Source organism: Pseudoalteromonas sp. Angola-4 (assembly GCF_028599265.1).
Classification (GTDB): Bacteria; Pseudomonadota; Gammaproteobacteria; order Enterobacterales; family Alteromonadaceae; genus Pseudoalteromonas; species Pseudoalteromonas atlantica.
The window spans coordinates 76,081-97,205 of record NZ_JAQREK010000005.1 but is presented as its reverse complement, the minus strand read 5'-3'; the positions used below and the strand labels follow the sequence as shown (position 1 = coordinate 97,205).

General features: G+C 40.5%; 19 protein-coding genes. 15 read left to right on the top strand and 4 right to left on the bottom strand.

Translation table 11 applies throughout. The features are described 5' to 3' along the window. Window positions 1-15: 15 nt before the first annotated feature. The gene (locus PSH48_RS08555; RefSeq protein ID WP_004587830.1) at window positions 16-1,137 is read right to left on the bottom strand and encodes an S-(hydroxymethyl)glutathione dehydrogenase/class III alcohol dehydrogenase; all 1,122 of its coding nucleotides are present in this window, start codon (window positions 1,135-1,137) and stop codon (window positions 16-18) included. 131 nt (window positions 1,138-1,268) lie between these two features. Here PSH48_RS08555 and PSH48_RS08550 point away from each other — a divergent pair, with 131 nt between their 5' ends. The 5 genes from PSH48_RS08550 to PSH48_RS08530 all read left to right on the top strand — a co-directional run bounded on the left by PSH48_RS08550 (window position 1,269) and on the right by PSH48_RS08530 (window position 5,984). After that, complete coding sequence (locus tag PSH48_RS08550) at window positions 1,269-2,138, top strand: LysR family transcriptional regulator (RefSeq protein WP_273611409.1); 870 nt, start codon at window positions 1,269-1,271, stop codon at window positions 2,136-2,138. 125 nt (window positions 2,139-2,263) lie between these two features. Further along, window positions 2,264-3,481, top strand: coding sequence for a lipoprotein-releasing ABC transporter permease subunit (locus PSH48_RS08545; protein ID WP_138685132.1), 1,218 nt, complete (start codon window positions 2,264-2,266; stop codon window positions 3,479-3,481). Then, window positions 3,474-4,172, top strand: coding sequence for a lipoprotein-releasing ABC transporter ATP-binding protein LolD (lolD, locus tag PSH48_RS08540; protein ID WP_273611348.1), 699 nt, complete (start codon window positions 3,474-3,476; stop codon window positions 4,170-4,172). The genes PSH48_RS08545 and lolD overlap by 8 nt, the downstream gene beginning before the upstream one ends. Continuing rightward, window positions 4,162-5,406: a lipoprotein-releasing ABC transporter permease subunit gene (locus PSH48_RS08535; protein WP_273611347.1), complete on the top strand. Its 1,245-nt coding sequence runs from the start codon at window positions 4,162-4,164 to the stop codon at window positions 5,404-5,406. The genes lolD and PSH48_RS08535 overlap by 11 nt, the downstream gene beginning before the upstream one ends. A gap of 113 nt (window positions 5,407-5,519) precedes the next feature. Next, complete coding sequence (locus PSH48_RS08530; protein WP_273611346.1) at window positions 5,520-5,984, top strand: DUF1456 family protein; 465 nt, start codon at window positions 5,520-5,522, stop codon at window positions 5,982-5,984. A gap of 62 nt (window positions 5,985-6,046) precedes the next feature. Here the strand turns inward: PSH48_RS08530 and PSH48_RS08525 are convergent, their stop codons facing one another. Next, window positions 6,047-7,780 (bottom strand): AMP-binding protein, encoded by a 1,734-nt coding sequence (locus PSH48_RS08525; RefSeq protein ID WP_273611345.1) that lies wholly within the window; start codon window positions 7,778-7,780, stop codon window positions 6,047-6,049. Window positions 7,781-8,084: 304 nt separating this feature from the next. Further along, window positions 8,085-8,531, bottom strand: a complete 447-nt coding sequence (locus PSH48_RS08520) for a DUF3010 family protein (protein ID WP_004587837.1) — start codon at window positions 8,529-8,531, stop codon at window positions 8,085-8,087. 383 nt (window positions 8,532-8,914) lie between these two features. Between PSH48_RS08520 and thrS the strand changes: the two genes are divergently transcribed. The 10 genes from thrS to PSH48_RS08470 all read left to right on the top strand — a co-directional run bounded on the left by thrS (window position 8,915) and on the right by PSH48_RS08470 (window position 19,475). Continuing rightward, window positions 8,915-10,825: a threonine--tRNA ligase gene (gene thrS, locus PSH48_RS08515; protein WP_273611344.1), complete on the top strand. Its 1,911-nt coding sequence runs from the start codon at window positions 8,915-8,917 to the stop codon at window positions 10,823-10,825. A gap of 59 nt (window positions 10,826-10,884) precedes the next feature. Beyond that, window positions 10,885-11,445: a translation initiation factor IF-3 gene (gene infC, locus PSH48_RS08510; protein WP_024034072.1), complete on the top strand. Its 561-nt coding sequence runs from the start codon at window positions 10,885-10,887 to the stop codon at window positions 11,443-11,445. Between the two features lie 211 nt (window positions 11,446-11,656). After that, window positions 11,657-11,857 (top strand): 50S ribosomal protein L35, encoded by a 201-nt coding sequence (gene rpmI, locus PSH48_RS08505; protein ID WP_004587840.1) that lies wholly within the window; start codon window positions 11,657-11,659, stop codon window positions 11,855-11,857. A gap of 15 nt (window positions 11,858-11,872) precedes the next feature. Further along, entirely contained in the window at window positions 11,873-12,235 is a 363-nt protein-coding gene (gene rplT, locus PSH48_RS08500) for a 50S ribosomal protein L20 (RefSeq protein WP_004587841.1), read from the top strand. 420 nt (window positions 12,236-12,655) lie between these two features. Then, on the top strand, window positions 12,656-14,473 hold the full coding sequence (locus tag PSH48_RS08495) for a M14 family metallopeptidase (protein WP_273611343.1): 1,818 nt from the start codon (window positions 12,656-12,658) through the stop codon (window positions 14,471-14,473). Between the two features lies 1 nt (window position 14,474). Beyond that, entirely contained in the window at window positions 14,475-15,116 is a 642-nt protein-coding gene (locus PSH48_RS08490; RefSeq protein WP_273611342.1) for an MBL fold metallo-hydrolase, read from the top strand. Between the two features lie 90 nt (window positions 15,117-15,206). Beyond that, window positions 15,207-15,665, top strand: a complete 459-nt coding sequence (locus PSH48_RS08485) for an Lrp/AsnC family transcriptional regulator (RefSeq protein WP_002960703.1) — start codon at window positions 15,207-15,209, stop codon at window positions 15,663-15,665. 129 nt (window positions 15,666-15,794) lie between these two features. Continuing rightward, window positions 15,795-17,351: a SulP family inorganic anion transporter gene (locus PSH48_RS08480; RefSeq protein ID WP_273611341.1), complete on the top strand. Its 1,557-nt coding sequence runs from the start codon at window positions 15,795-15,797 to the stop codon at window positions 17,349-17,351. 229 nt (window positions 17,352-17,580) lie between these two features. Beyond that, complete coding sequence (locus PSH48_RS08475; RefSeq protein WP_024034075.1) at window positions 17,581-18,654, top strand: sensor histidine kinase; 1,074 nt, start codon at window positions 17,581-17,583, stop codon at window positions 18,652-18,654. Further along, window positions 18,651-19,475 (top strand): LytR/AlgR family response regulator transcription factor, encoded by an 825-nt coding sequence (locus PSH48_RS08470; protein WP_024034076.1) that lies wholly within the window; start codon window positions 18,651-18,653, stop codon window positions 19,473-19,475. Before PSH48_RS08475 ends, PSH48_RS08470 begins: the two co-directional genes overlap by 4 nt. A gap of 62 nt (window positions 19,476-19,537) precedes the next feature. On the opposite strand, the gene pyk is transcribed toward PSH48_RS08470, so the two are convergent. Then, complete coding sequence (gene pyk / locus PSH48_RS08465) at window positions 19,538-20,974, bottom strand: pyruvate kinase (protein ID WP_004587847.1); 1,437 nt, start codon at window positions 20,972-20,974, stop codon at window positions 19,538-19,540. Window positions 20,975-21,125 lie beyond the last annotated feature (151 nt).

Here is a 21,125-nt window from a genome sequence, read left to right as displayed (position 1 = left end):
GTTACCAATAGCGTATTAGTAGTGAATTACTGTACGAATACTTTTACCTTCGTGCATTAAATCAAACGCATCGTTAATTTCTTCAAGGCTCATGGTATGCGTAATAAAGTCGTTAAGAGCAAATTCGCCTGCCATGTAACGCTCAACAATTTCAGGTAACTGTGAACGGCCTTTAACGCCACCAAATGCGCTACCGCGCCATACACGGCCAGTTACTAGTTGGAAAGGACGGGTTGAAATTTCTTGGCCAGCACCGGCTACACCAATAATTACCGACTCACCCCAACCTTTATGACAACACTCAAGTGCTGAGCGCATTACATCAACGTTACCAATACACTCAAACGAGTAATCAACACCGCCATCGGTCATATCAACAATCACTTCTTGAATTGGCTTGTCGAAGTCTTTAGGGTTTACTAAATCTGTTGCGCCAAGTTTTGTTGCAAGGTCAAATTTGCTGGTATTAATATCAACACCAATAATGCGACCCGCGCCTGCCATTTTTGCACCAATAATGGCCGATAAACCAATGCCACCTAAGCCAAAAATAGCCACGGTATCGCCTGGTTTTACGTTTGCAGTGTTTGTTACTGCGCCCATACCTGTGGTTACGCCACAGCCTAATAAACAAATTTCTTCAAGCGATGCTTCTTTGTTTACTTTTGCGAGTGAAATTTCTGGAAGTACTGTGTACTCAGAAAAAGTAGACGTACCCATGTAGTGATAAATTGGTTGGCCGTCTTTAAAAAAGCGTGTAGTGCCATCTGGCATTAGGCCTTTACCTTGTGTTTCGCGCACTGCTGAACACAGGTTAGTTTTGCCTGAAGTACACATTTTACATACGCCACATTCAGCGGTGTAAAGTGGAATTACGTGATCGCCTACTTCAACACTGGTTACGCCTTCGCCCACTGCATACACAACGCCTGCACCTTCGTGGCCTAAAATTGCTGGGAAAATACCTTCAGGATCTTCACCTGATAAAGTAAATGCATCAGTGTGACAAACACCAGTAGCGGTAATTTTTACCATTACTTCGCCTTTTTTAGGCATCATCACATCAACTTCTTCAACGCTTAACGGTTGGTTTGGACCCCACGCAATAGCTGCTTTTGATTTTATAAATTCAGACATGTGTTTATCCTTTGTAGTGGTTTTAAATAACAATTGTAGACCCAATTTGTTTGGGTGATGGCTCTATTGTATTTGTTTCTCAAATAATGATAATCTCTGATTTATTAAAACACTTTTACAGTATAGTAATAATGGCGCGTTGGGATGGCATAGACGAATTTATAGCAGTGGGTGAAGAGGGTAGTTTTACAGCAGCGGCTAATGTACTGGGGTTGTCGGTTGCCCATATAAGTCGCCATGTTACGGCGCTGGAGCAGCGTTTAAATACCCAGTTACTCACCCGTACAACCCGCAAAGTGGTATTAACCAAAGAAGGCGAAGCCTTTTTGCATCAAACTAAGCAACTACAACACGCTATGGACGATGCCACGCAAAGTTTAGCAACGCAGCAAACAACGCCTAAAGGTAAAATTAAATTAACAGCACCAGTTATGTATGGTGAAACTTTTATTATGCCCATTGTGCACAATTTCATGCACGCTCATCCTGAAGTCGAAGTAATTGCTACGCTTTCTAACGAGCAAGAAAATTTACTCGAAGGCGGGTTTGATTTAGCCATTCGGTTAGGGCATTTAAAAGATTCAAGCCACAGAGCACGGCGTTTAAGTGCTAGGCGCTTTATAATGTGTGCCTCCCCAGATTATTTATCCCGAGTAGGTGAGCCTCATACCCTAGGCGAGCTAAACCAACATCAATGTTTAATTGGTAACAGCAGTTACTGGCGAGTAAACGAAAACGGCCGCGAAAAACACATTAAAATTGCGGGGCGCTTGCGCTGTAATAGTGGTTGGGCATTAGTTGATGGTGCAAAAAAAGGCTTAGGAATAGTGCAGCTGCCAAATTATTACATTGAAAATGAGCTACGAACGGGCGAGCTTGTGCCAGTATTAACTTCTTATCAGCCAGATCAAGAAGGCGTGTGGGGAATTTACCCACCGCGTCAGTTTGTTGCCACTAACGTAAGAGTATTACTTGATTATTTAGTGGCTGGGCTTGAATAAAGCGCGCTTAAAATATAGCCAAGTATAAGATTTATAAATTATTTCTTACATTTATGGTCATATTCAATTCATCTTAGTTCGTGCTACTATAGCCGCACACTTTTAGCATAAATGTTTTAAATAATATGTTTCAACCGGTTAGCTTATTTATAGGGCTCAGATATAGCCGCTCCTCCAAAGGAAATGCGTTTATATCGTTTATCTCGTTTTTTTCTATTGCCGGAATAGCCATAGGGCTAATGGCCTTGTTCACTGTAAGCAGTGTAATGAATGGCTTTGAAAACAGTTTAAAAACAAATATGTTAGGGCTCATTCCTCACGTAGAAGTACAAGCCAATAAACACACCAGCGAACAAATGACAGCGTTAAAGGCCGACTTAGAGCGCTCAGATTATGTAGATCACGTAAGCCTTTACCGTCACGGCGAAGCCATTTTGCAAACCAATAAAGACTTACACGGCGTATTACTGCAAGGCTTGTATGGCGATAATGGCTCGCTATATAAAATTACCGATAAAGTTGTGCAGGGCAATTGGCAAAACGTTTTAAATAATAGCTACAACATAGCTATTAGCCGTTACTTAAGCCGAAAACTTGGCGTAGGTATGGGAGAAAAACTGCGCGTAATTATGCCTAACGCCTCTACTTACACGCCACTTGGGCGCGTACCTAGTCAGCGTTTATTTAAAATAGCCGCAATATACGAAACCGGCTCAGAGATAGATATGAGCCTTGCATTTACCAGCGGCGCATCTTTACAGCGGGTATTAAAGCTTAACAAAAATACCGCGCCTAACTTAAGCGTGTCGTTACATGAACCCTTTGAATTAGCGCAATTTACAACGGATAGCCAGCACATTTTACGCGATTATCAAGTAAGTGACTGGCGCAGTAGCCAAGGTACTTTATTTGCCGCGGTTGCCATGGAAAAACGTATTATGTCTATGCTGTTAGGGCTGATTGTATTAGTGGCTGTATTTAATATTGTTTCGGCACTGACTATGATGGTGAGTGAAAAACAAGGCGAAGTGGCGATATTACAAACCTTAGGTTTAACGCCTTCACAAGTACAAAAAGTGTTTATGGTGCAAGGCTTGTATAACGGGGTGATTGGCACCGCGATAGGGGCACTTTTAGGTGTATTGTTTAGCTTATATATTAATGAACTACTCGCTGCTGTAGGGCTAAACCTACTAGCAGGTGTAGAGCTTCCGGTAAAATTTGATGTGCTAAGCCTCGTTATTATTGCGCTTAGCAGTATTGCAATGAGCTTTTTAGCCACTTTATATCCTGCGCGCAAAGCCGCAAAAGTAAAACCAGCAGAGGTATTGCGTTATGAATGATTTAGTTATTAGCTGTCAAAACTTAAGTAAAGTTTATCAAGATGGCCAAAACCAAGTAGAAGTATTAAAAGGGGTAGACCTATCACTTAACCAAGGTGATATGCTGGCTATAGTGGGCAGCTCAGGCTCAGGGAAAAGTACCTTATTACATATTTTAGGAACCCTTGATACGGCTACATCGGGTAGCGCTAAAATAAAAAATCAAGACGTTGCTAAATTATCGCGAACAGATCAAGCGGCGTTTAGAAATAAAAACTTGGGCTTTATTTATCAGTTTCACCATTTATTAATGGAATTTAGTGCGGTTGAAAACGTGGCTATGCCGCTGCTAATTAAAGGGCTCAACGCAAAAGAGGCAAAAGAGCAAGCCTTGCAAATGCTAGATAAAGTAGGCCTAGCGCATCGCAGTGAGCATAAACCTTCGGCACTCTCTGGGGGAGAGCGCCAGCGTGTTGCTATTGCTCGAGCGCTGGTGACTAAACCCGCATTAGTGTTAGCCGACGAACCTACCGGTAACCTTGATAAGCAAAACGCGATTAAAATTTACGATTTAATTAATGAGCTAAATAAAAGTTTAAATACTAGTTTTGTGGTGGTTACTCACGACTTAGAGCTTGCAGACAAACTAGGCAAAATCGCGTATTTAGATGATGGGAAACTTGCCATAAAAGAGCCGCACCATGTTGCTTAGTTTATTTTTAAGTGAACGTTTTAGAGCGTATTCTGGCCATAAAGACGAAAAAAACGCATTTGTAAGCTTTATTGCCAAAGCCTCTACTGTTGGTATTTTATTAGGGGTGGCGGTGTTAATTGTTGCGCTTTCGGTTATTAATGGCTTTGAGCAGCAACTTGTGCATCGTTTATTAAGTGTGGTACCGCAAGTTGAATACGTAGCACCAAGCAGGCCAATTGCCAATTGGGCTGAAAAAGTTGAACGGTTAGAGCACCAGCCACATGTTACTGGTGCTGCGCCGTTTATAGCGGTAAATGGTATGGCGCAATTTAAAAGCCAGCTAAAAGCGGTAGAAGTACGCGGCGTTGAACCAAGCTATGAAGGAAATGTATCGGCCATAAACCAATTTACCCAAGGTACACTGGTTAGTCAGCTGCGCACGGATGATGTAATTTTAGGCCAGCAAATTGTTAAGCAGTTAGGCGCTAATATAGGCGACACTATTACTTTACTCATTCCTAAAATTAGTGAGCAAGGTAAGTCATTATTAGCCCCTAAACGCGTAACGTTAACACTTGCGGGCATTATAGAAATGGGTGGCCCAATAGATAGCACCGCTGCGTTTATTCATTTAAATAAAGCACAAAGCGTTTTAGGTTACGATAATAGCCAAGTAACTGGGCTTAGGTTAAGTGTTGATGACGTATTTGAGGCGCATCAAATTGCACTGCGAGTTGGTCAAACTATTAGTGATTATGTGTATGTGTCTAGTTGGTTTAGAACGCAAGGTAGCTTGTATCAAGATATACAAATGGTACGCACCATTGTTTATATAGTGGTATTTTTAATTATAGCGGTAGCCAGTTTTAATATTGTGTCATCCTTGGTAATGGAAGTACGCGAAAAGCAAGGCAACATAGCTATTTTAAAAACCATGGGCGCTAAAGACAGTACTATTTTAGCTACATTTGTCATGCAAGGTTTAACGCAAGCTTTTGTTGGGGTACTACTTGGTACATTAGTCGGGGTTGTACTTGCGCTTAATATAAGTGAGCTGTTTACATGGGTGAGTCATTTATTCGGTGCTAACCCACTCGAAGGCGTTTATTTTATTGAGTTTTTACCCAGTAAATTAGTACTCAGTGATATAGGTATAACAGTGATAGTTACCTTTATTTTAGCTGTACTTGCTACTATTTACCCCGCGTGGCAAGCAACGCGAGTCGACCCTGCAAAAGTGTTGGGTAATTAACAACTTTTTATAGCGTAAATATCAATAGGGCAGCGTGTCTTAAGCTGCTAAACTGCGCGCTCATTTAACGTGGGCGCTCTAATTTAGCCTCGCTCTCTACTCAGGAAATTACTTTGACAAATAACGATATGTTACGCCGTGTTCGCTATACCTTTAATTTAACCGATACTGCCATGGTCGGTATTTTTGCCGCCGCAGAGGCAACAGTTACCATTGAGCAAGTTGTTGCATGGTTAACAAAAGAGGGCGAGCAAGGGTTTGTTAAAATGTCAGACACTGAGTTTGCTACGTTTTTAAATGGCTTTATTAATACTAAGCGTGGCAAGCGTGAAGGCCCACAGCCTGTGCCAGAGGCTAAGTTAACCAATAATATTATTTTTATGAAACTGCGTATTGCGCTAAACATGAAAGCAGAAGATGTTATAGCAACACTTGCACAGGTTGACTTTGAATTAAGTAAGCATGAGCTGAGTGCGTTTTCTCGCAAAGTAGAAAACAAACATTACCGTGTGTGTAATGACCAAATTTTGCGTTTGTTTTTAACAGGTGTTCAGCAGCAATACCGCCCCGCAGAATAAATAAATTATTTATCGCTAAAAGCTCAGCAATTGCTGAGCTTTTTTGTAGTTAATATTTGCGGCTAAGAAAAGGCCTTATCAGTAAGTAATTGCTGCATTTGCTCTCTCATTTTAAACTTTTGCAGTTTGCCTGTTACTGTCATTGGGTAACTCTCTACAAAGCGAATATAACGGGGCATTTTAAAATAGGCGAGTTTGTCTTTTAAAAATGCACGTATTGCTTGCTCATCAAGTACTGCATCTTCTTTTGGCTGGATCCACGCACACACTTCTTCGCCGTACTTCTCATCACTAATACCAAATATAGCGGCATCTTGAATACCTGGGTAAGTGTAAAGAACCTCTTCAATTTCGCGTGGGTAAATGTTTTCGCCACCTCGAATGATCATGTCTTTAATGCGGCCAACAATACTCACAAACCCTTCGCTGTCCATTACCCCTAAATCACCAGAGTGTAACCAGCCTTCGTCATCTATAGTGGCTTTTGTTTTTTCTTCGTCATTCCAATAGCAGCGCATTATACCGGCGCCCTTACTACATACCTCACCAGGTACACCTATTTTTTGAATGTTACCCAGTTCGTCAATAATTTTAACTTCAGTGTGAGCAAGGGCACGGCCAACGGTTGTTACTTGGCGCTCTATTGATGAGTCGGTTTCGGTTATATTGTTGATTGGGCTGCACTCAGTTTGCCCGTACGCAATTAATACTTGATGCATGTTCATTTGTGTTTGTACTTTACGCATGACTTGCTCAGGGCACGTTGAGCCCGCCATTACACCAGTGCGTAAAGTGCTGAGGTTATAATTGGTAAAATTAGGCAGCTCTAGTTGGCTAATAAACATAGTAGGCACACCATGCAGCGCGGTACAGCCCTCTTGCTGCACAACATCAAGTGTGGTTTTTGCATCAAACGCATCGCTTGGGTATATAGCTGCGGCGCCTTTACTTACACATAACAGGCTGCCAAGCACCATCGCAAAACAATGATACAGAGGCACAGGTATGCACAGCTTATCTTGCGCTGTAAAATGCATAGCCTCTGCAACAAATAACGCATTATTTAGTATGTTTTTATGGGTGAGTGTAGCGCCTTTAGGGTTGCCCGTGGTGCCAGAGGTAAACTGTATATTTATGTCTTGATCCGCGTTTAAATTTGCTGCAATCGCATTTAATTCAAGCTTGTGGGCTGGGGTGGCAAAATTCATCACATCAGCAAACGTAAACATACCAGGGCTTTTTTCATTGCCAATGCGTATTACATTTTTAAGGCTAGGTAGGGCATGTGCATTTAGCTCACCGGGTTCACATTGGGTAAGTTCAGGCGCCAAGCTGTTAAGCATATCTATATAATTGCTGCCTTTAAAATGTGACGCGGTAATTAACGTGCTGCATTCTACTGAGTTTAAAGCATAGGCTAACTCGTTTGGCCTGTAGGCAGGGTTAATGCAGACCATAATGGCACCTATTTTGGCGCTCGCAAATTGGGTTAAACACCACTCAATGTTATTAGGTGACCATATTCCTACTCTATCTCCTGGTTTAACGCCTATTGCTAGTAGCCCCATAGCGAGTTGATTAACTTCATTTTGAAATGCTTTATACGTTAAACGTACATTTTGATGGCTAACAACGACAGCGAGCGAATCAGGGTGTTTGTCGACAATAAAGTCAAAGTACTCGCCAACTGTTTTATCCGTGAGCGGCGTGCTTTGCGCCCCTTTAAAATAGCTTTTTGTAAGCGGCAATGTGTTTATTTGTTCTACTTCTTTTACCGAGCGCGATGGTGTGTGCATGTGCTTCTCCGTATTAGTGTGCGTCAGTTACTTATATCAATTCGTGCTGATAAGTCAGTTTTTATTTGCTTAGCCACGAATAGCTGTGTAGCAAAATAAAAAATAGTTAAACGAATTGTTATAGGTTGTAGTTAAAATAAACACAAATTGTCGACAAAGAAAGGGTGGTTAGACTAATGTACTAAGCATAAAGAAAAGTTAAATGAAACGTTTTACAGATGGGCAATAAAAACTAACTTTTATAAAGGCATAAAAAAACGCCACTAAATGGCGTTTTTATAGTTTGTTTTAATCGCTTTGTGACTTATAGCTCGTCACTGCGGTAGGTTTTTTTCATAATGTATACATAGGCATTAACAAAAGCGTTTTCTTGGTACTTTTTAAGGCCTGTGTCTTCAAACGCAATAGGTATAGGGTTGCGTTTAAGCTGTTCTTTAATTTCGGTCGTTGAGAACACGCGAACGTCTAACTCTTCAATTAATTGAATCGCTGTTTCCATTTTAAAGCCCTTTGCACTGCCTGCAAATTTACCTTTAGGTTGGCGCTCACGAATGGCAACAGAATCAATTTGGTAATCTTGCATTAGTTTTGCAAAATCAAATTGAAATTTACGCATTATTTCAGTGTCGTTACCGTTACCTAAGGTAAAGCGTGTTTGGCGCACATCGCGAATATCAAATACGTCGTTATCTTTACTTAAAATACAAAGTAGTACATCACTACCGGTAATTTCTACACCACATGTTCTCATTGCTGTTCTCTAATATAACTTAATTGCTTGGTATTATACCCAACATCTAATAAATTGCGAGAGCAAGGCGACGCAGGTGCATTTTCATAATCAATAAACTCAAGTTGTCACATGCTTAATTTAAATTAGCGAACGAAAAACAAAAAAATGACAATTTTAGGTAAAATTTCAAGTAATGAGCGCGCTTTAAACTTGTAATTGATACTCTATCACGCGACAATATCTTTTTTGTAGTTGAGCAGACTCAGCATCTACATTAGTCATTTATGGCGAAAAATAGTCAATGCTTATTCGTAAAAGCGTTGTCGAGTCATTCTCATTTAATTTATTTTAAAATACACGTGATACATTGTAGGTGTCACCACTGTATGTAAGGATTTATAATGCCAGTTATTACTCTTCCTGACGGCAGTCAGCGTAGTTTTGAAAACCCTGTAAGTACTCTTGATGTAGCTAACGATATTGGCCCTGGTCTTGCTAAAGCAACCATTGCTGGTCGTGTTAATGGCGAGCGTGTTGATGCGTGCGATATGATCAACGAAGATTCGCGCCTTGAAATCATCACCGCAAAAGATGACGACGGCCTAGAGATTATTCGCCACTCGTGTGCTCACTTAATCGGTCACGCAGTTAAGCAGCTTTTCCCAGACGCTAAAATGGCTATTGGTCCAACTATTGATAACGGTTTTTACTACGATATTGATATGGAACACTCTTTGTCTCAAGAAGACTTAGACGCCATTGAAAAGCGTATGTTGCAACTTGCAAAAACAAACTACGACGTAGTGAAAAAAAATGTAAGCTGGCAAGAAGCACGCGATACGTTTGAAGCGCGTGGCGAAACATACAAAATGGAAATTTTGGACGAAAACATCGCAAAAGATGATCGCCCAGGACTATACCACCACGAAGAATACGTAGACATGTGTCGTGGTCCGCACGTACCTAACATGAAATTTTGCCAAAACTTCAAAATAATGAAAGTAGCTGGCGCTTACTGGCGTGGCGACTCTGAAAACAAAATGCTACAGCGTATTTACGGCACAGCGTGGGGCGATAAAAAGCAACTTAAAGCGTACCTTAAACGCTTAGAAGAGGCTGAAAAACGCGATCACCGCCGTATTGGTAAAGCGCTTGATTTATGGCACTGGCAAGAAGAAGCGCCAGGTATGGTATTTTGGCACAACGATGGTTGGAGCATTTACCGCGAGCTTGAAGAATTTGTTCGTGAAAAACTGCGTGAGTACAGCTACGAAGAAGTTAAAGGTCCAATGATGATGGACCGCTCTTTGTGGGAAAAATCAGGTCACTGGGAAAAATACTCAGACGCCATGTTTACCACAGAGTCTGAAAAACGCGAATACGCTATAAAACCAATGAACTGCCCAGGTCACGTGCAAATTTTTAACCAAGGTTTAAAATCGTACCGTGATTTACCACTGCGTATGGCTGAGTTTGGTTGTTGTCACCGTAACGAACCATCAGGCGCTTTACACGGCTTAATGCGTGTACGTGGCTTTACACAAGATGATGCTCACGTGTTCTGTACAGAAGAGCAAGTAATGGACGAAGTTTCAGCGTGTATTAAGATGGTTTATGATACATATGAGACGTTCGGTTTTGACAAAATTGTAGTTAAGCTTTCTACGCGTCCTGAAAAGCGCATCGGCGACGATGAAATTTGGGACAAAGCAGAGGTTGCATTAGCCGATGCACTTAAAGCAAACGACATTGAATTTGATTACCTACCAGGTGAAGGTGCCTTTTACGGACCTAAAATTGAATTTACTTTGTACGATTGTTTAGACAGAGCGTGGCAATGTGGTACAGTGCAACTCGACTTTGCATTACCGGGTCGTTTAGGCGCTACTTATGTAGCAGAAAACAACGAACGACGCACTCCAGTTATGATACACCGTGCTATTTTAGGCTCAATTGAGCGCTTTATCGGTATTTTAACTGAAGAATACGCTGGTTTATTCCCTACGTGGCTTGCTCCAAAGCAAGTGGTAATTATGAACATTACCGATAAACAAGCAGATTACGTGCACGAAATTGTACAAAAATTAAATAAACTTGGAATTAGAGCCGCAGCTGACTTGAGAAATGAGAAGATTGGCTTTAAAATCCGAGAACATACACTTAAGCGTATTCCTTACTTACTCGTTGTTGGCGATAAAGAAGTTGAACAACAGGAACTAGCAGTACGTACCCGCACAGGTGAAGACCTAGGCAAATTTAATGTTGATGATTTTGTAGCTAAAATTAGCGAAGAAATTAAAAATCGACAGTAAAAATCGAGCGTGTAGGGCAATCACAAACAGCCAACTACGCGCTTATATTATTGATATTCTTGGAGGAACGTACCATTAGAGGCGGCAAGAAAGGGCAACAAACAGCTCAAAAAAATCGTATTAACGAAGAAATTACAGCTCAAGAAGTTCGTTTAATCGACATCGAAGGCGAACAAGCTGGAATTCAGTCATTAAAAGACGCACAAGCTATGGCTGATGCAGCGGGTGTTGATCTTGTAGAGATTAGCCCAAACGCTGAGCCGCCTGTTTGTAAGGTTATGGACTACGGTAAGTTCATCTTTGAAAAAAGCAAAGAACTAAAAGAGCAGAAGAAGAAGCAAAAGCAAATCCAGATTAAAGAAATCAAATTCCGTCCTGGCACGGATGAAGGTGACTATCAGGTTAAGCTGCGCAACTTACGTAAGTTCTTAGAAGCTGGCGATAAAGCTAAGATTACTATCCGCTTCCGTGGCCGCGAAATGGCTCACCAAGAAATTGGTATCGAATTATTAAACCGTGTTAAGGCTGATTTAGAAGAACTTGCAGTAGTTGAGTCTTTCCCAAATCGTGTTGAAGGCCGCCAAATGGTTATGATGATGGCGCCTGTTGCTAAAAAATAATTTTTAAGCGATAATACGCACCGAATTTAGCTCAGGTACCCAAGTAATATGCAAATATTCACCTGTGCTAACCGGTTTTAAAGTAAAATTGCGGCATTTTTGCTGGGTTTTCACCGGAATATGGCAGTAAGTTAGGCCTAAAAGTGGAGCTATAGAAATATATCTCACGCCTGCTTACTAATTTTTAAGCAATACATTTGGAGTTATTGCAATGGCTTATAAGCTAAAAAGTCACAGAGGCGCTGCTAAGCGTTTCAAGAAAACTGCTTCTGGCGGTTTCAAGCGTAAACAAGCGCATCTTCGTCACATTCTGACTAAGAAAACTTCTAAGCGTAAGTTACACCTACGTCCTAAGATGATGGTTCATAAAAATGACCATGGTCTAGTTTCACGTATGTTACCATTCGCTTAATAGGGGTTTTTAGAAATGGCAAGAGTTAAACGCGGCGTTGTCGCACGTGCACGTCACAAAAAAGTTTTAAAGCAAGCTAAAGGTTACTACGGAGCACGTTCACGTGTTTACCGCGTAGCTTTCCAGGCAGTTACTAAAGCAGGTCAATACGCTTACCGTGACCGTCGTGCTAAGAAACGTACTTTCCGTCAATTATGGATTGCACGTATCAATGCAGCTTCACGTCAAAATGGTCTGTCTTACAGCCGTTTTATCAATGGTCTTAAAAAGACTTCTGTAGAAATCGATCGTAAGATCCTTGCAGATATCGCTGTTTACGACCAAGTTGCATTTGCAGCGCTTGTTGAAAAAGCAAAAGAAGGCCTAGCGGCAGCTTAAGCTTTTTTAAATAAGTAATAAAGAGGAGCCCTAGGCTCCTTTTTTTGTGCCTGTAATTCAAGACTCGCCTAATAATACCCCCCGCAATAATACTTTATTAATTTTAGGCTAAATATGTCGCTATCTGCGTTATAAAACTCTCGTTTAGAACAACTAAATAGCGAAGTTTTCCCTAGCTATTAACACATTTATTCATTCTCAAAATAGATCACTTAATTAAGCGGATTGGTATAAACAACGAATTTTTTAGCAAGCTATTGACACTTTTCCCCAACCTTAAAATTAACTACTTTAATAAACACTTTATTAAGTGCAAGGGTATAAACGGGCTTTCTTTTTTGTTGAATCACCGCACTTTTATAATATCGCTATGTTTACTTGGTATAATTTATTTTATTAAAGCGTTTGTTAGAGAAAACTATGTTTGCAAGCCTGTTATTTCTATCTGCAATTGTGGCAGATAACAGTCATTTACCGCCTCTTATTCCTTGGCAAGGTGATAGCGTTTCGTTATTACAACAGCAAGGCCCGTTAACCACTGATTTTGAGTTATCACAGGGCAAAGCCTCGCCAAACTATGCCGATACTATGGCGTTTGTAGATAGGCTTGTAGCGGCAAATCCCACGCAGTTTCAGTCTCAAATAATAGGCTACAGTAATAGTAATCGCGCTATTAAAATGTTGGTTGCCAGTGAGCAAGGTTTTTTTGAAGCTGGGCAAATGGCCAACAGCACTAAGCCAACCGTTTTTATCCAAGCCGGTATTCATGCAGGTGAGATAGATGGTAAAGACGCCATGTTTATGTTGCTGCGCGATATTGCAACCGGTAAGCGCCGTGATATTTTAAAAAAGGTAAACATACTTTTTATTCCTATTTTAAACGTAGATGGGCATGAACGCAGCAGCGCATTTAATCGCATAAATCAGCGCGGCCCTGAAAAAATGGGCTTTAGAACCAATGCAAATAATCTAAACCTTAATCGCGATTTCACTAAGTTAGATACACCAGAGGTGAGAAGTGTTTTAAAGGTTATTAATGATTACAACCCAAACTTATACATTGATGTGCATGTTACCGATGGCGCCGATTATCAGTACGATGTGACCTATGGTTATAACCCTGTATTTGCAAGCGAATCGCCTGCTATATCTGATGCATTAGATCAGTATATAAAGCCGGTTATTGACGAAACATTACAAAAGCAAGGGCATATACCTGGGCCATTGGTATTTGTTATAGATAAACGCGACTTTAAAAAAGGCCTTGCAGGTTGGGTGGCTACACCGCGTTATTCAAACGGGTGGGGGGATTTAAAATCATTACCAACAATTTTAGTCGAAAATCATTCTTTAAAACCTTATCAACAACGCGTATTGGGCACCTATGTATTTTTAGATGGGGCAATAAACGCGCTTTCTCAGTACAGTCATGAGCTTGCGAACGCCGTTAAAAAAGAGCAAGAATTTGTACCTGAGAAACTAATTGTTAAACGAGGTTATGCTAAACAAGCACACACAATCAGTGAGTTTAAAGGGGTAGAATACACATCAAGTGTAAGTGCGCTTTCGGGGCAAACTGAGGTTAAATATTTAGGTAAAGCCTATACCTATACTGATTTACCGATTTATTGGCAGAAAGAGGTTGAGCGAGTTGTTGATGTGCCTGAAGCGTTTTTTGTTCCGCCTGTGTATAGCGATATAATAGAAAAGCTTAAGTTACATGGGGTGTCAGTAAACAAACTTAAAGGCGCGAATACGCAACCTTTAAAGCTTGCCAAAGTACTTGATTACTCGTTTGATAAAGCCCCATTTGAAGGCCGCTTTAGAGTCTCTGCAAGTTTTGATTATGTACCAGCAATAAATGTAGATTTAGACGGATGGTATCAAGTAAATACGCAGCAAAAAGCAGGGGAGTTAGCGGTTCATTTATTACACCCAGAAGCCCCTGATTCATTTTTTGCGTGGGGTGAGTTTAATACAATTTTTCAACGAACAGAGTACATGGAAAACTACGCGTTAATCCCTTACGCAAGGAAAATGCTTAAAGACAACCCAAAACTTGCTCTCGAGTTTGATAAAAAACTTCAAGATAAAGCATTTGCGCAAGATGCCAATGCACGTTTGCACTGGTTATATTCACACACGCCATTTTATGACGAAGCGTATTTGAAATACCCAATTTTAATGTCGTATGAGCAAATAGCCGTTATTCCCGATCAAAAAGATAAAGAAATTTAATATGCACGTTATTACGATACCCGTGACTGCTTTTTCTCAAAATTGCAGAATAATTAGCTGTTCAGAAACAAGGCAAGCGGTGGTGATAGACCCAGGTGGTGATGCGCAAAAAATTATAGCCACGCTTAGTGAGCACAAATTAGTACTGAGCGCTATTTGGCTTACACACGGGCATTTAGACCACGTAGGTGCGGCAGATGAATTACGCTCACACTACAATGTGCAAATCATTGGCCCGCAAAAAGATGAGTCATTTTGGTTTGATAACCTGCCTATGCAAGCACAAATGTTTGGTTTTTCAGCTATTGATGCTTTTTACCCTGATATTTGGCTTAACCATAATGATGTATTAACGCTTGGTAAACTTAGCTTTAGTGTTAAGCATTGCCCTGGGCACACACCGGGTCATATTGTGTTTTATGAGCCTGATCAGCAATGCGTTATTGTTGGCGATGTTATTTTTAAAGGTGCTGTAGGGCGTACAGATTTCCCTAAAGGCAATACAAAGCAGCTCATTGAGTCTATTAGAAGCCATATTTTAACGCTTGATGAGAACACGCGTATTTTAGCTGGCCATGGTGAAGATACCACTGTAGGCCACGAAAAACGCACTAATCCATTTGTAAGTGGCCAATTTGGTTAATTAAAATCCATGAAAATGCAAAATTATTGCAGACGGAATTTTAAATTGGCTGTATAATTTAACCAGTTTATTAGATAAATAAGAAATAAAATGTCTCTAAATCACGTAGATCGCCAAATTTTGGCACTTTTACAACAGGACGCAAGTCTTTCAACTGCTGAAATTGCAGACAAAGTAGGCTTATCTCAATCACCTTGTTGGCGACGCATTGCAAAGCTTGAACAAGATGGCTATATCAAAAGTAAAGTTGCGCTTTTAGATGAGAAAAAGCTTGGTTTTGACATGCTTGTATACGCACATGTGCGCTTATCAAATCATGGCAAGAAAAACTTAGCTGAATTTGAAAAGCTTATTATGAGCTATGACGAAGTGACAGAATGTTACACAATGGCCGGCACCATGGACTTTATGCTGCGTATAATCTCACAAGGTATAGAAGGCTATGAGCACTTTGTACGTGACAATTTACTCAGCTTAGAATACGTTCAAGAGGTACACTCTAACGTAACCATGACATGTGTAAAACGCAGTACATCTCTTCCTCTATAAAATAAACGACACAAAGTTAAGCTATACTAAGAAAGCTAATAACGGTGTGTGCGAATTGTTAAATGAGCGCTAATTTGGTAACATTTAGCGCTTTTTCGATCCTAACCTAATAACCCCCTGAGGAACTCAATGTTTAACTTACTCAGCAAAGCGCCTAGCTCTGCTAAAAACGATATTTTATCTGGCTTAACTGTAGCACTTGCTTTAGTTCCAGAAGCTGTTGCGTTTGCTTTTGTAGCAAATGTCGAACCTTTAGTTGGTCTCTACGCCGCGTTTATCGTTGGTTTAATTACGGCTATTTTTGGTGGCCGCCCTGGTATGATTTCGGGCGCAACCGGTGCATTAGCTGTTGTAATGGTAAGTTTGGTACTTGATCACGGTGTTGAGTATTTATTTGCCACGGTGTTGCTGATGGGAATACTGCAAATACTCGCGGGGATATTTAAGCTCGGTAAGTTTATTCGCATGGTCCCTCACCCAGTTATGCTCGGCTTTGTAAATGGATTAGCAATAGTAATATTTCTAGCGCAACTTGGGCAGTTTAAAGTGCCAGATGGCTCAGGTGGCCAGCAATGGATGACGGGCAACCCGCTTTACATCATGTTAGGTTTAGTTGCATTAACCATGGCTATCATTCACTTTTTACCTAAGCTCACCACTGCAGTGCCTTCTTCTTTAGTGGCTATTGTAACGGTAACCGCGTTAGTAATAGGCCTTGATTTAGACTCGCGCACTGTACTTGATTTCCTAAAAGGGATGACAGGTAATGAAGCGGCTACCATTGCTGGCGGCTTACCTGAATTTCACATTCCTATGGTTCCATTTACCCTGGAAACTTTTTATATAATTTTTCCGTATGCATTAATTTTAGCGGCTATTGGTTTAATTGAGTCGTTATTAACGCTTAGCTTGATTGATGAAATTACCGAAACCCGTGGTCACTCAAATAAAGAGTGTATTGGCCAAGGTGCTGCTAATGTAACCTGTGGCTTTTTTGGCGCAATGGGTGGCTGTGCCATGATTGGGCAATCAATGATCAACATTAATTCGGGCGGACGCTCGCGCTTGTCGGGTATAAGTGCTGCACTAATGCTGCTTGCATTTATTATATTTGCTTCAAGTTTAATTGAAATGATCCCACTGGCTGCGCTTGTAGGTGTTATGTTTATGGTTGTACTTGGTACGTTTGAATGGGCAAGCTTTAAAATGATGAAGCGTGTACCACTGTCTGATGCCTTTGTAATTGTATTGGTATCTGGCGTAACCGTAGTAACCGATTTAGCGATTGCCGTGTGTGTTGGTGTTATTGTTTCTGCCTTGGTATTTGCTTGGAATCATGCAAAACATATCTACACAACTAATTACATTGATGAGCAAGGTGCTAAAGTTTACGAGCTTCACGGCCCGTTATTTTTTGGCTCAGTTAAAAACTTTTCTGAGTTATTCGATGTTAAAAACGACCCTAAAGATGTAATTATCGAATTTGAACACAGCCGTGTTGCGGATCACAGTGCCATAGAAGCCATCGACAGCTTAGCTGATAAGTACACTAAAGCAGGTAAACAGCTTCACTTACGTCATTTAAGTAAAGACTGTAAGCAGCTATTACACAAAGCGCGTGACTTAGTTGAGGTGAACGTAATTGAAGACCCAACTTATAAAGTAGCCTCTGATAAACTTGCCTAGTTTATAAGGTGGCTTTGCCCATACGAGCTGATTGAATCGGCATTTTAAAAGCGAAAGGTTAAAGCCTTTCGCTTTTTTATTGGCTTAACTTTGCGGTAAGGCTCTTAAAAATTAAGACAGTTGGTACTGCTAACACTTTGTATTAATCGATATAATAACCAAACCAGTGGTTAAATTAGCTAACGTAATTTTAACTTATTGGCTAACTTATACGGAGTTGTATTTTATTTTGAATTGGCAATCTTTAGTTGATAACAGGCAACGCTTTTTTTGGCTATTGCAAATTGCAGGCTGGATTGGTTATGCGCTTGTAAATTATATCGGCTCTAAAGTATTTGAAATGCGTGATATTTACGTGTTCGTTATATTATTAAATGCCTATGCGGGCTGTTTAATGACAGTCCCACTTCGTTATATTTATAGAAAAACCTGGAATGCTTCGCCTTGGATATTAATGGTGGTTGTATTTGGTGCCTCGTACATTACAGGTACATTGTGGGCAATTGTACAAAAATTTAATTTATGGGAAATATACCGCCATGGTTATCGCCCAGAAGATTGGTTTTACTATTTACAGCATGGCTTAGACTCTGTTTACATAATTTTATGTTGGAGTGGCTTATACTTTGGCATAAAGTATTACCAGCTATTACAAAGTGAGCGACAAAAAGCGCTTAAAGCAACTACAATGGCTCATGAAGCGCAATTAAAAATGCTCAGATATCAACTTAACCCGCATTTTTTATTTAATACGCTTAATGCTATTTCTACATTAGTTTTGGTAAAAGAAAACAAAGATGCTAACTTAATGGTGGCAAGGTTAAGCGACTTTTTGCGTTATACACTAAATACCGATCCCATTAAAAAAGTGCCTTTAGAGCAAGAGTTACACGCATTAATGCTGTATTTAGAAATAGAGCGGGTTAGATTTGATGAGCGCTTAAAAGTAAATGTAGATGTAAGCGAGCAAGCAAAAGAGGCACTTGTGCCAAGCTTAATTTTGCAACCGATAATTGAGAACGCAATTAAATACGCCATTGCGCATATGTCACAAGGCGGTGTGATAGACATAAAAGCACAGGTTTTTGCCAACGAGCTACTACTTGAAGTAGGTGATAATGGCCCCGGTACCGAACTAATAGACGGACAACTTGTAAATGCACAAGGGGTAGGGGTGGCAAATACCAAAGACAGATTAAAAACGCTCTATGAAAATAATTATTCGTTTGTATTATCACATAATACGCCAAGTGGATTGAAAGTTAATCTGCGAGTACCGTTTGAGAAGGCTGTGAAGAAATGACTAAAATTAAAACCATCATTGTTGATGATGAACCATTAGCAAGAAAGGGCTTAGCAGTAAGACTTGAAGAATATACTGATATAGAAGTAATTAAACTGTGTAGTTCAGGCTCTGATGCAATAGAAGCATGTAAAGAGCACCCAATAGACTTAGTTTTTTTAGATATACAAATGCCAGGAATGAATGGCTTTGAAGTTGCCCGTGCCTTAAGCGAAAGCACTAAAGCGTTACCCGCGATTGTGTTTGTTACTGCATTTGATCAATTTGCAGTAAAGGCATTTGAAATACATGCTTTGGATTACATTTTAAAACCCGTTGACGATAACAGACTAAAACAGGCGGTAGAAAAAGTGCATAGTTACTTAAAAACACAGCAAGACAACGCCCATAAGAAAAAACTAGCGAGTTTTGTTGCCGGTATTACAGGTAATAACTGTGAAGAAATACTTAAAAAATTAGCCACAGGCGATACCCTAACCGACAAACGTTACCCAGAATCACTGGCGGTAAAAGAGCAGGGTGAAATTATTCGTGTCCCGGTTGCGACAATTCAGTGGGTTGATGCCGCCGGCGATTATATGTGTTTACATTGCCAAGATGGGCAAACACATATTTTGCGCAAAACAATGAAAGAGCTTGAGCAAGAGCTCGACCCACATTTGTTTGTGCGCGTTCACCGCAGTGCAATTGTAAATACAAAACAAATAAGCAAGCTGGTTACACAAGTAAGCGGTGAGTATTTATTAGTGCTTGAAAACGGACAAGAGCTTAAAGTAAGCCGAAGCTACCGCGATAAAGTAAAAGCAGCGCTAGCCAGCTAGTTTGGTATTTTACAGGCATAAAAAATGCGAGCTTAGCTCGCATTTTTTATATAAGGCAGAAATTACGCAACAGTTACAATTTTCATTGTGTTCGTTGCGCCCACAGTTTCCATTGAGTCACCGTGAGTAATAATTACTGTATCGCCAGAGTGTAATGAACCTTGTGCTACAAGGGTATCAAGTGCGGCTTTAACCATTCCGTCTTTTTCAGTTTTTGTAGAATCAAAAAACACAGGGTAAACACCACGATAAAGCGCTGTTTGGCCTAGCGTGCTTGCATGGCGTGAAAGCGAGTAAATAGGTAAACCAGAGCTGATACGCGACATAAGTTTAGCGGTGCTACCTGACTCAGTTAAGGTAACAATGGCTTTAACCGAATCTAAGTGATTAGCAGCGTACATAGCTGAAAGTGCGATAGATTCTGCATTGTTAGAAAAACGGCTGTCTAAACGGTGCTTAGATACATGGGTTTCTTTTTGCGATTCTGCACCTAAACAAACACGTGCCATTGTAGCGACTGTTTCTTCAGGGTAATCACCGGCAGCGGTTTCTGCTGAAAGCATAACTGCATCAGTACCATCAAGTACTGCATTTGCCACATCCATAACTTCTGCGCGTGTTGGCATTGGGTTATCGATCATCGATTCCATCATTTGTGTTGCGGTTACAACAGTACGGTTTAATGAACGAGCGCGACGAATAATGAGTTTTTGTTTACCCATTAGCGCAGCATCACCAATTTCAACACCTAAATCGCCACGAGCAACCATTACAGCGTCTGATGCTAAAACAATGTCATCTACGGCTTCTTGTGTTTCTACGGCTTCGGCACGTTCAATTTTTGCAAGTAGTTGTGCTTTAGAGCCAGCAGCTTCTGCTAAAGAGCGTACATAACGCATATCATCGCCACTGCGTGGGAATGATACTGCAATGTAATCAACATCTATTTCAGCGGCAGTGATTAAATCTTCTTTGTCTTTTTCTGTAAACGCAGGGGCTGTTAAACCACCGCCTAAACGGTTAATGCCTTTATTATTTGATAATACACCACCTACGGTAACCGAGCAGTGCACTAAGTGACCTTCTACTTGCTCAACGGTTAGTTGAATAAGGCCATCGTTTAATAGTAATAAATCGCCAGGGCTTACATCTTGTGGTAATTCTTTGTAATCAATACCTACCGCGTTTACGTCGCCTTCACCTTTTTCCATTTTTGCATCTAGGGTGAATTTAGCGCCTACTTCAAGGTTTACTTTACCTTCTTTAAACGTTGAAACACGAATTTTAGGACCTTGAAGGTCTGCAAGGATAGCAACATGTTTACCTAATTTTGTGGCTATCTCGCGTACAGCTTGTGCACGGTCTTTATGATCTTGTGCAACACCATGTGAGAAGTTTAAACGTACTACATTAGCGCCAGCGCGAATAATTTTTTCTAGATTGTTATCTCGATCTGTTGCAGGCCCAAGTGTAGCGACTATTTTTGTGCGTCTTAGCATCAAATTCTCCTGTGTGCTTAGATGTGTAAGCAGGTTGACGGTTATTTTGTGACTTCAAAATACTTATAACTTATGTATAAACATTTTTAGTTATAGGCAAACTAGTTAGTATTGCCACTATTTTATACAAAACGAATATGTCATCATTATG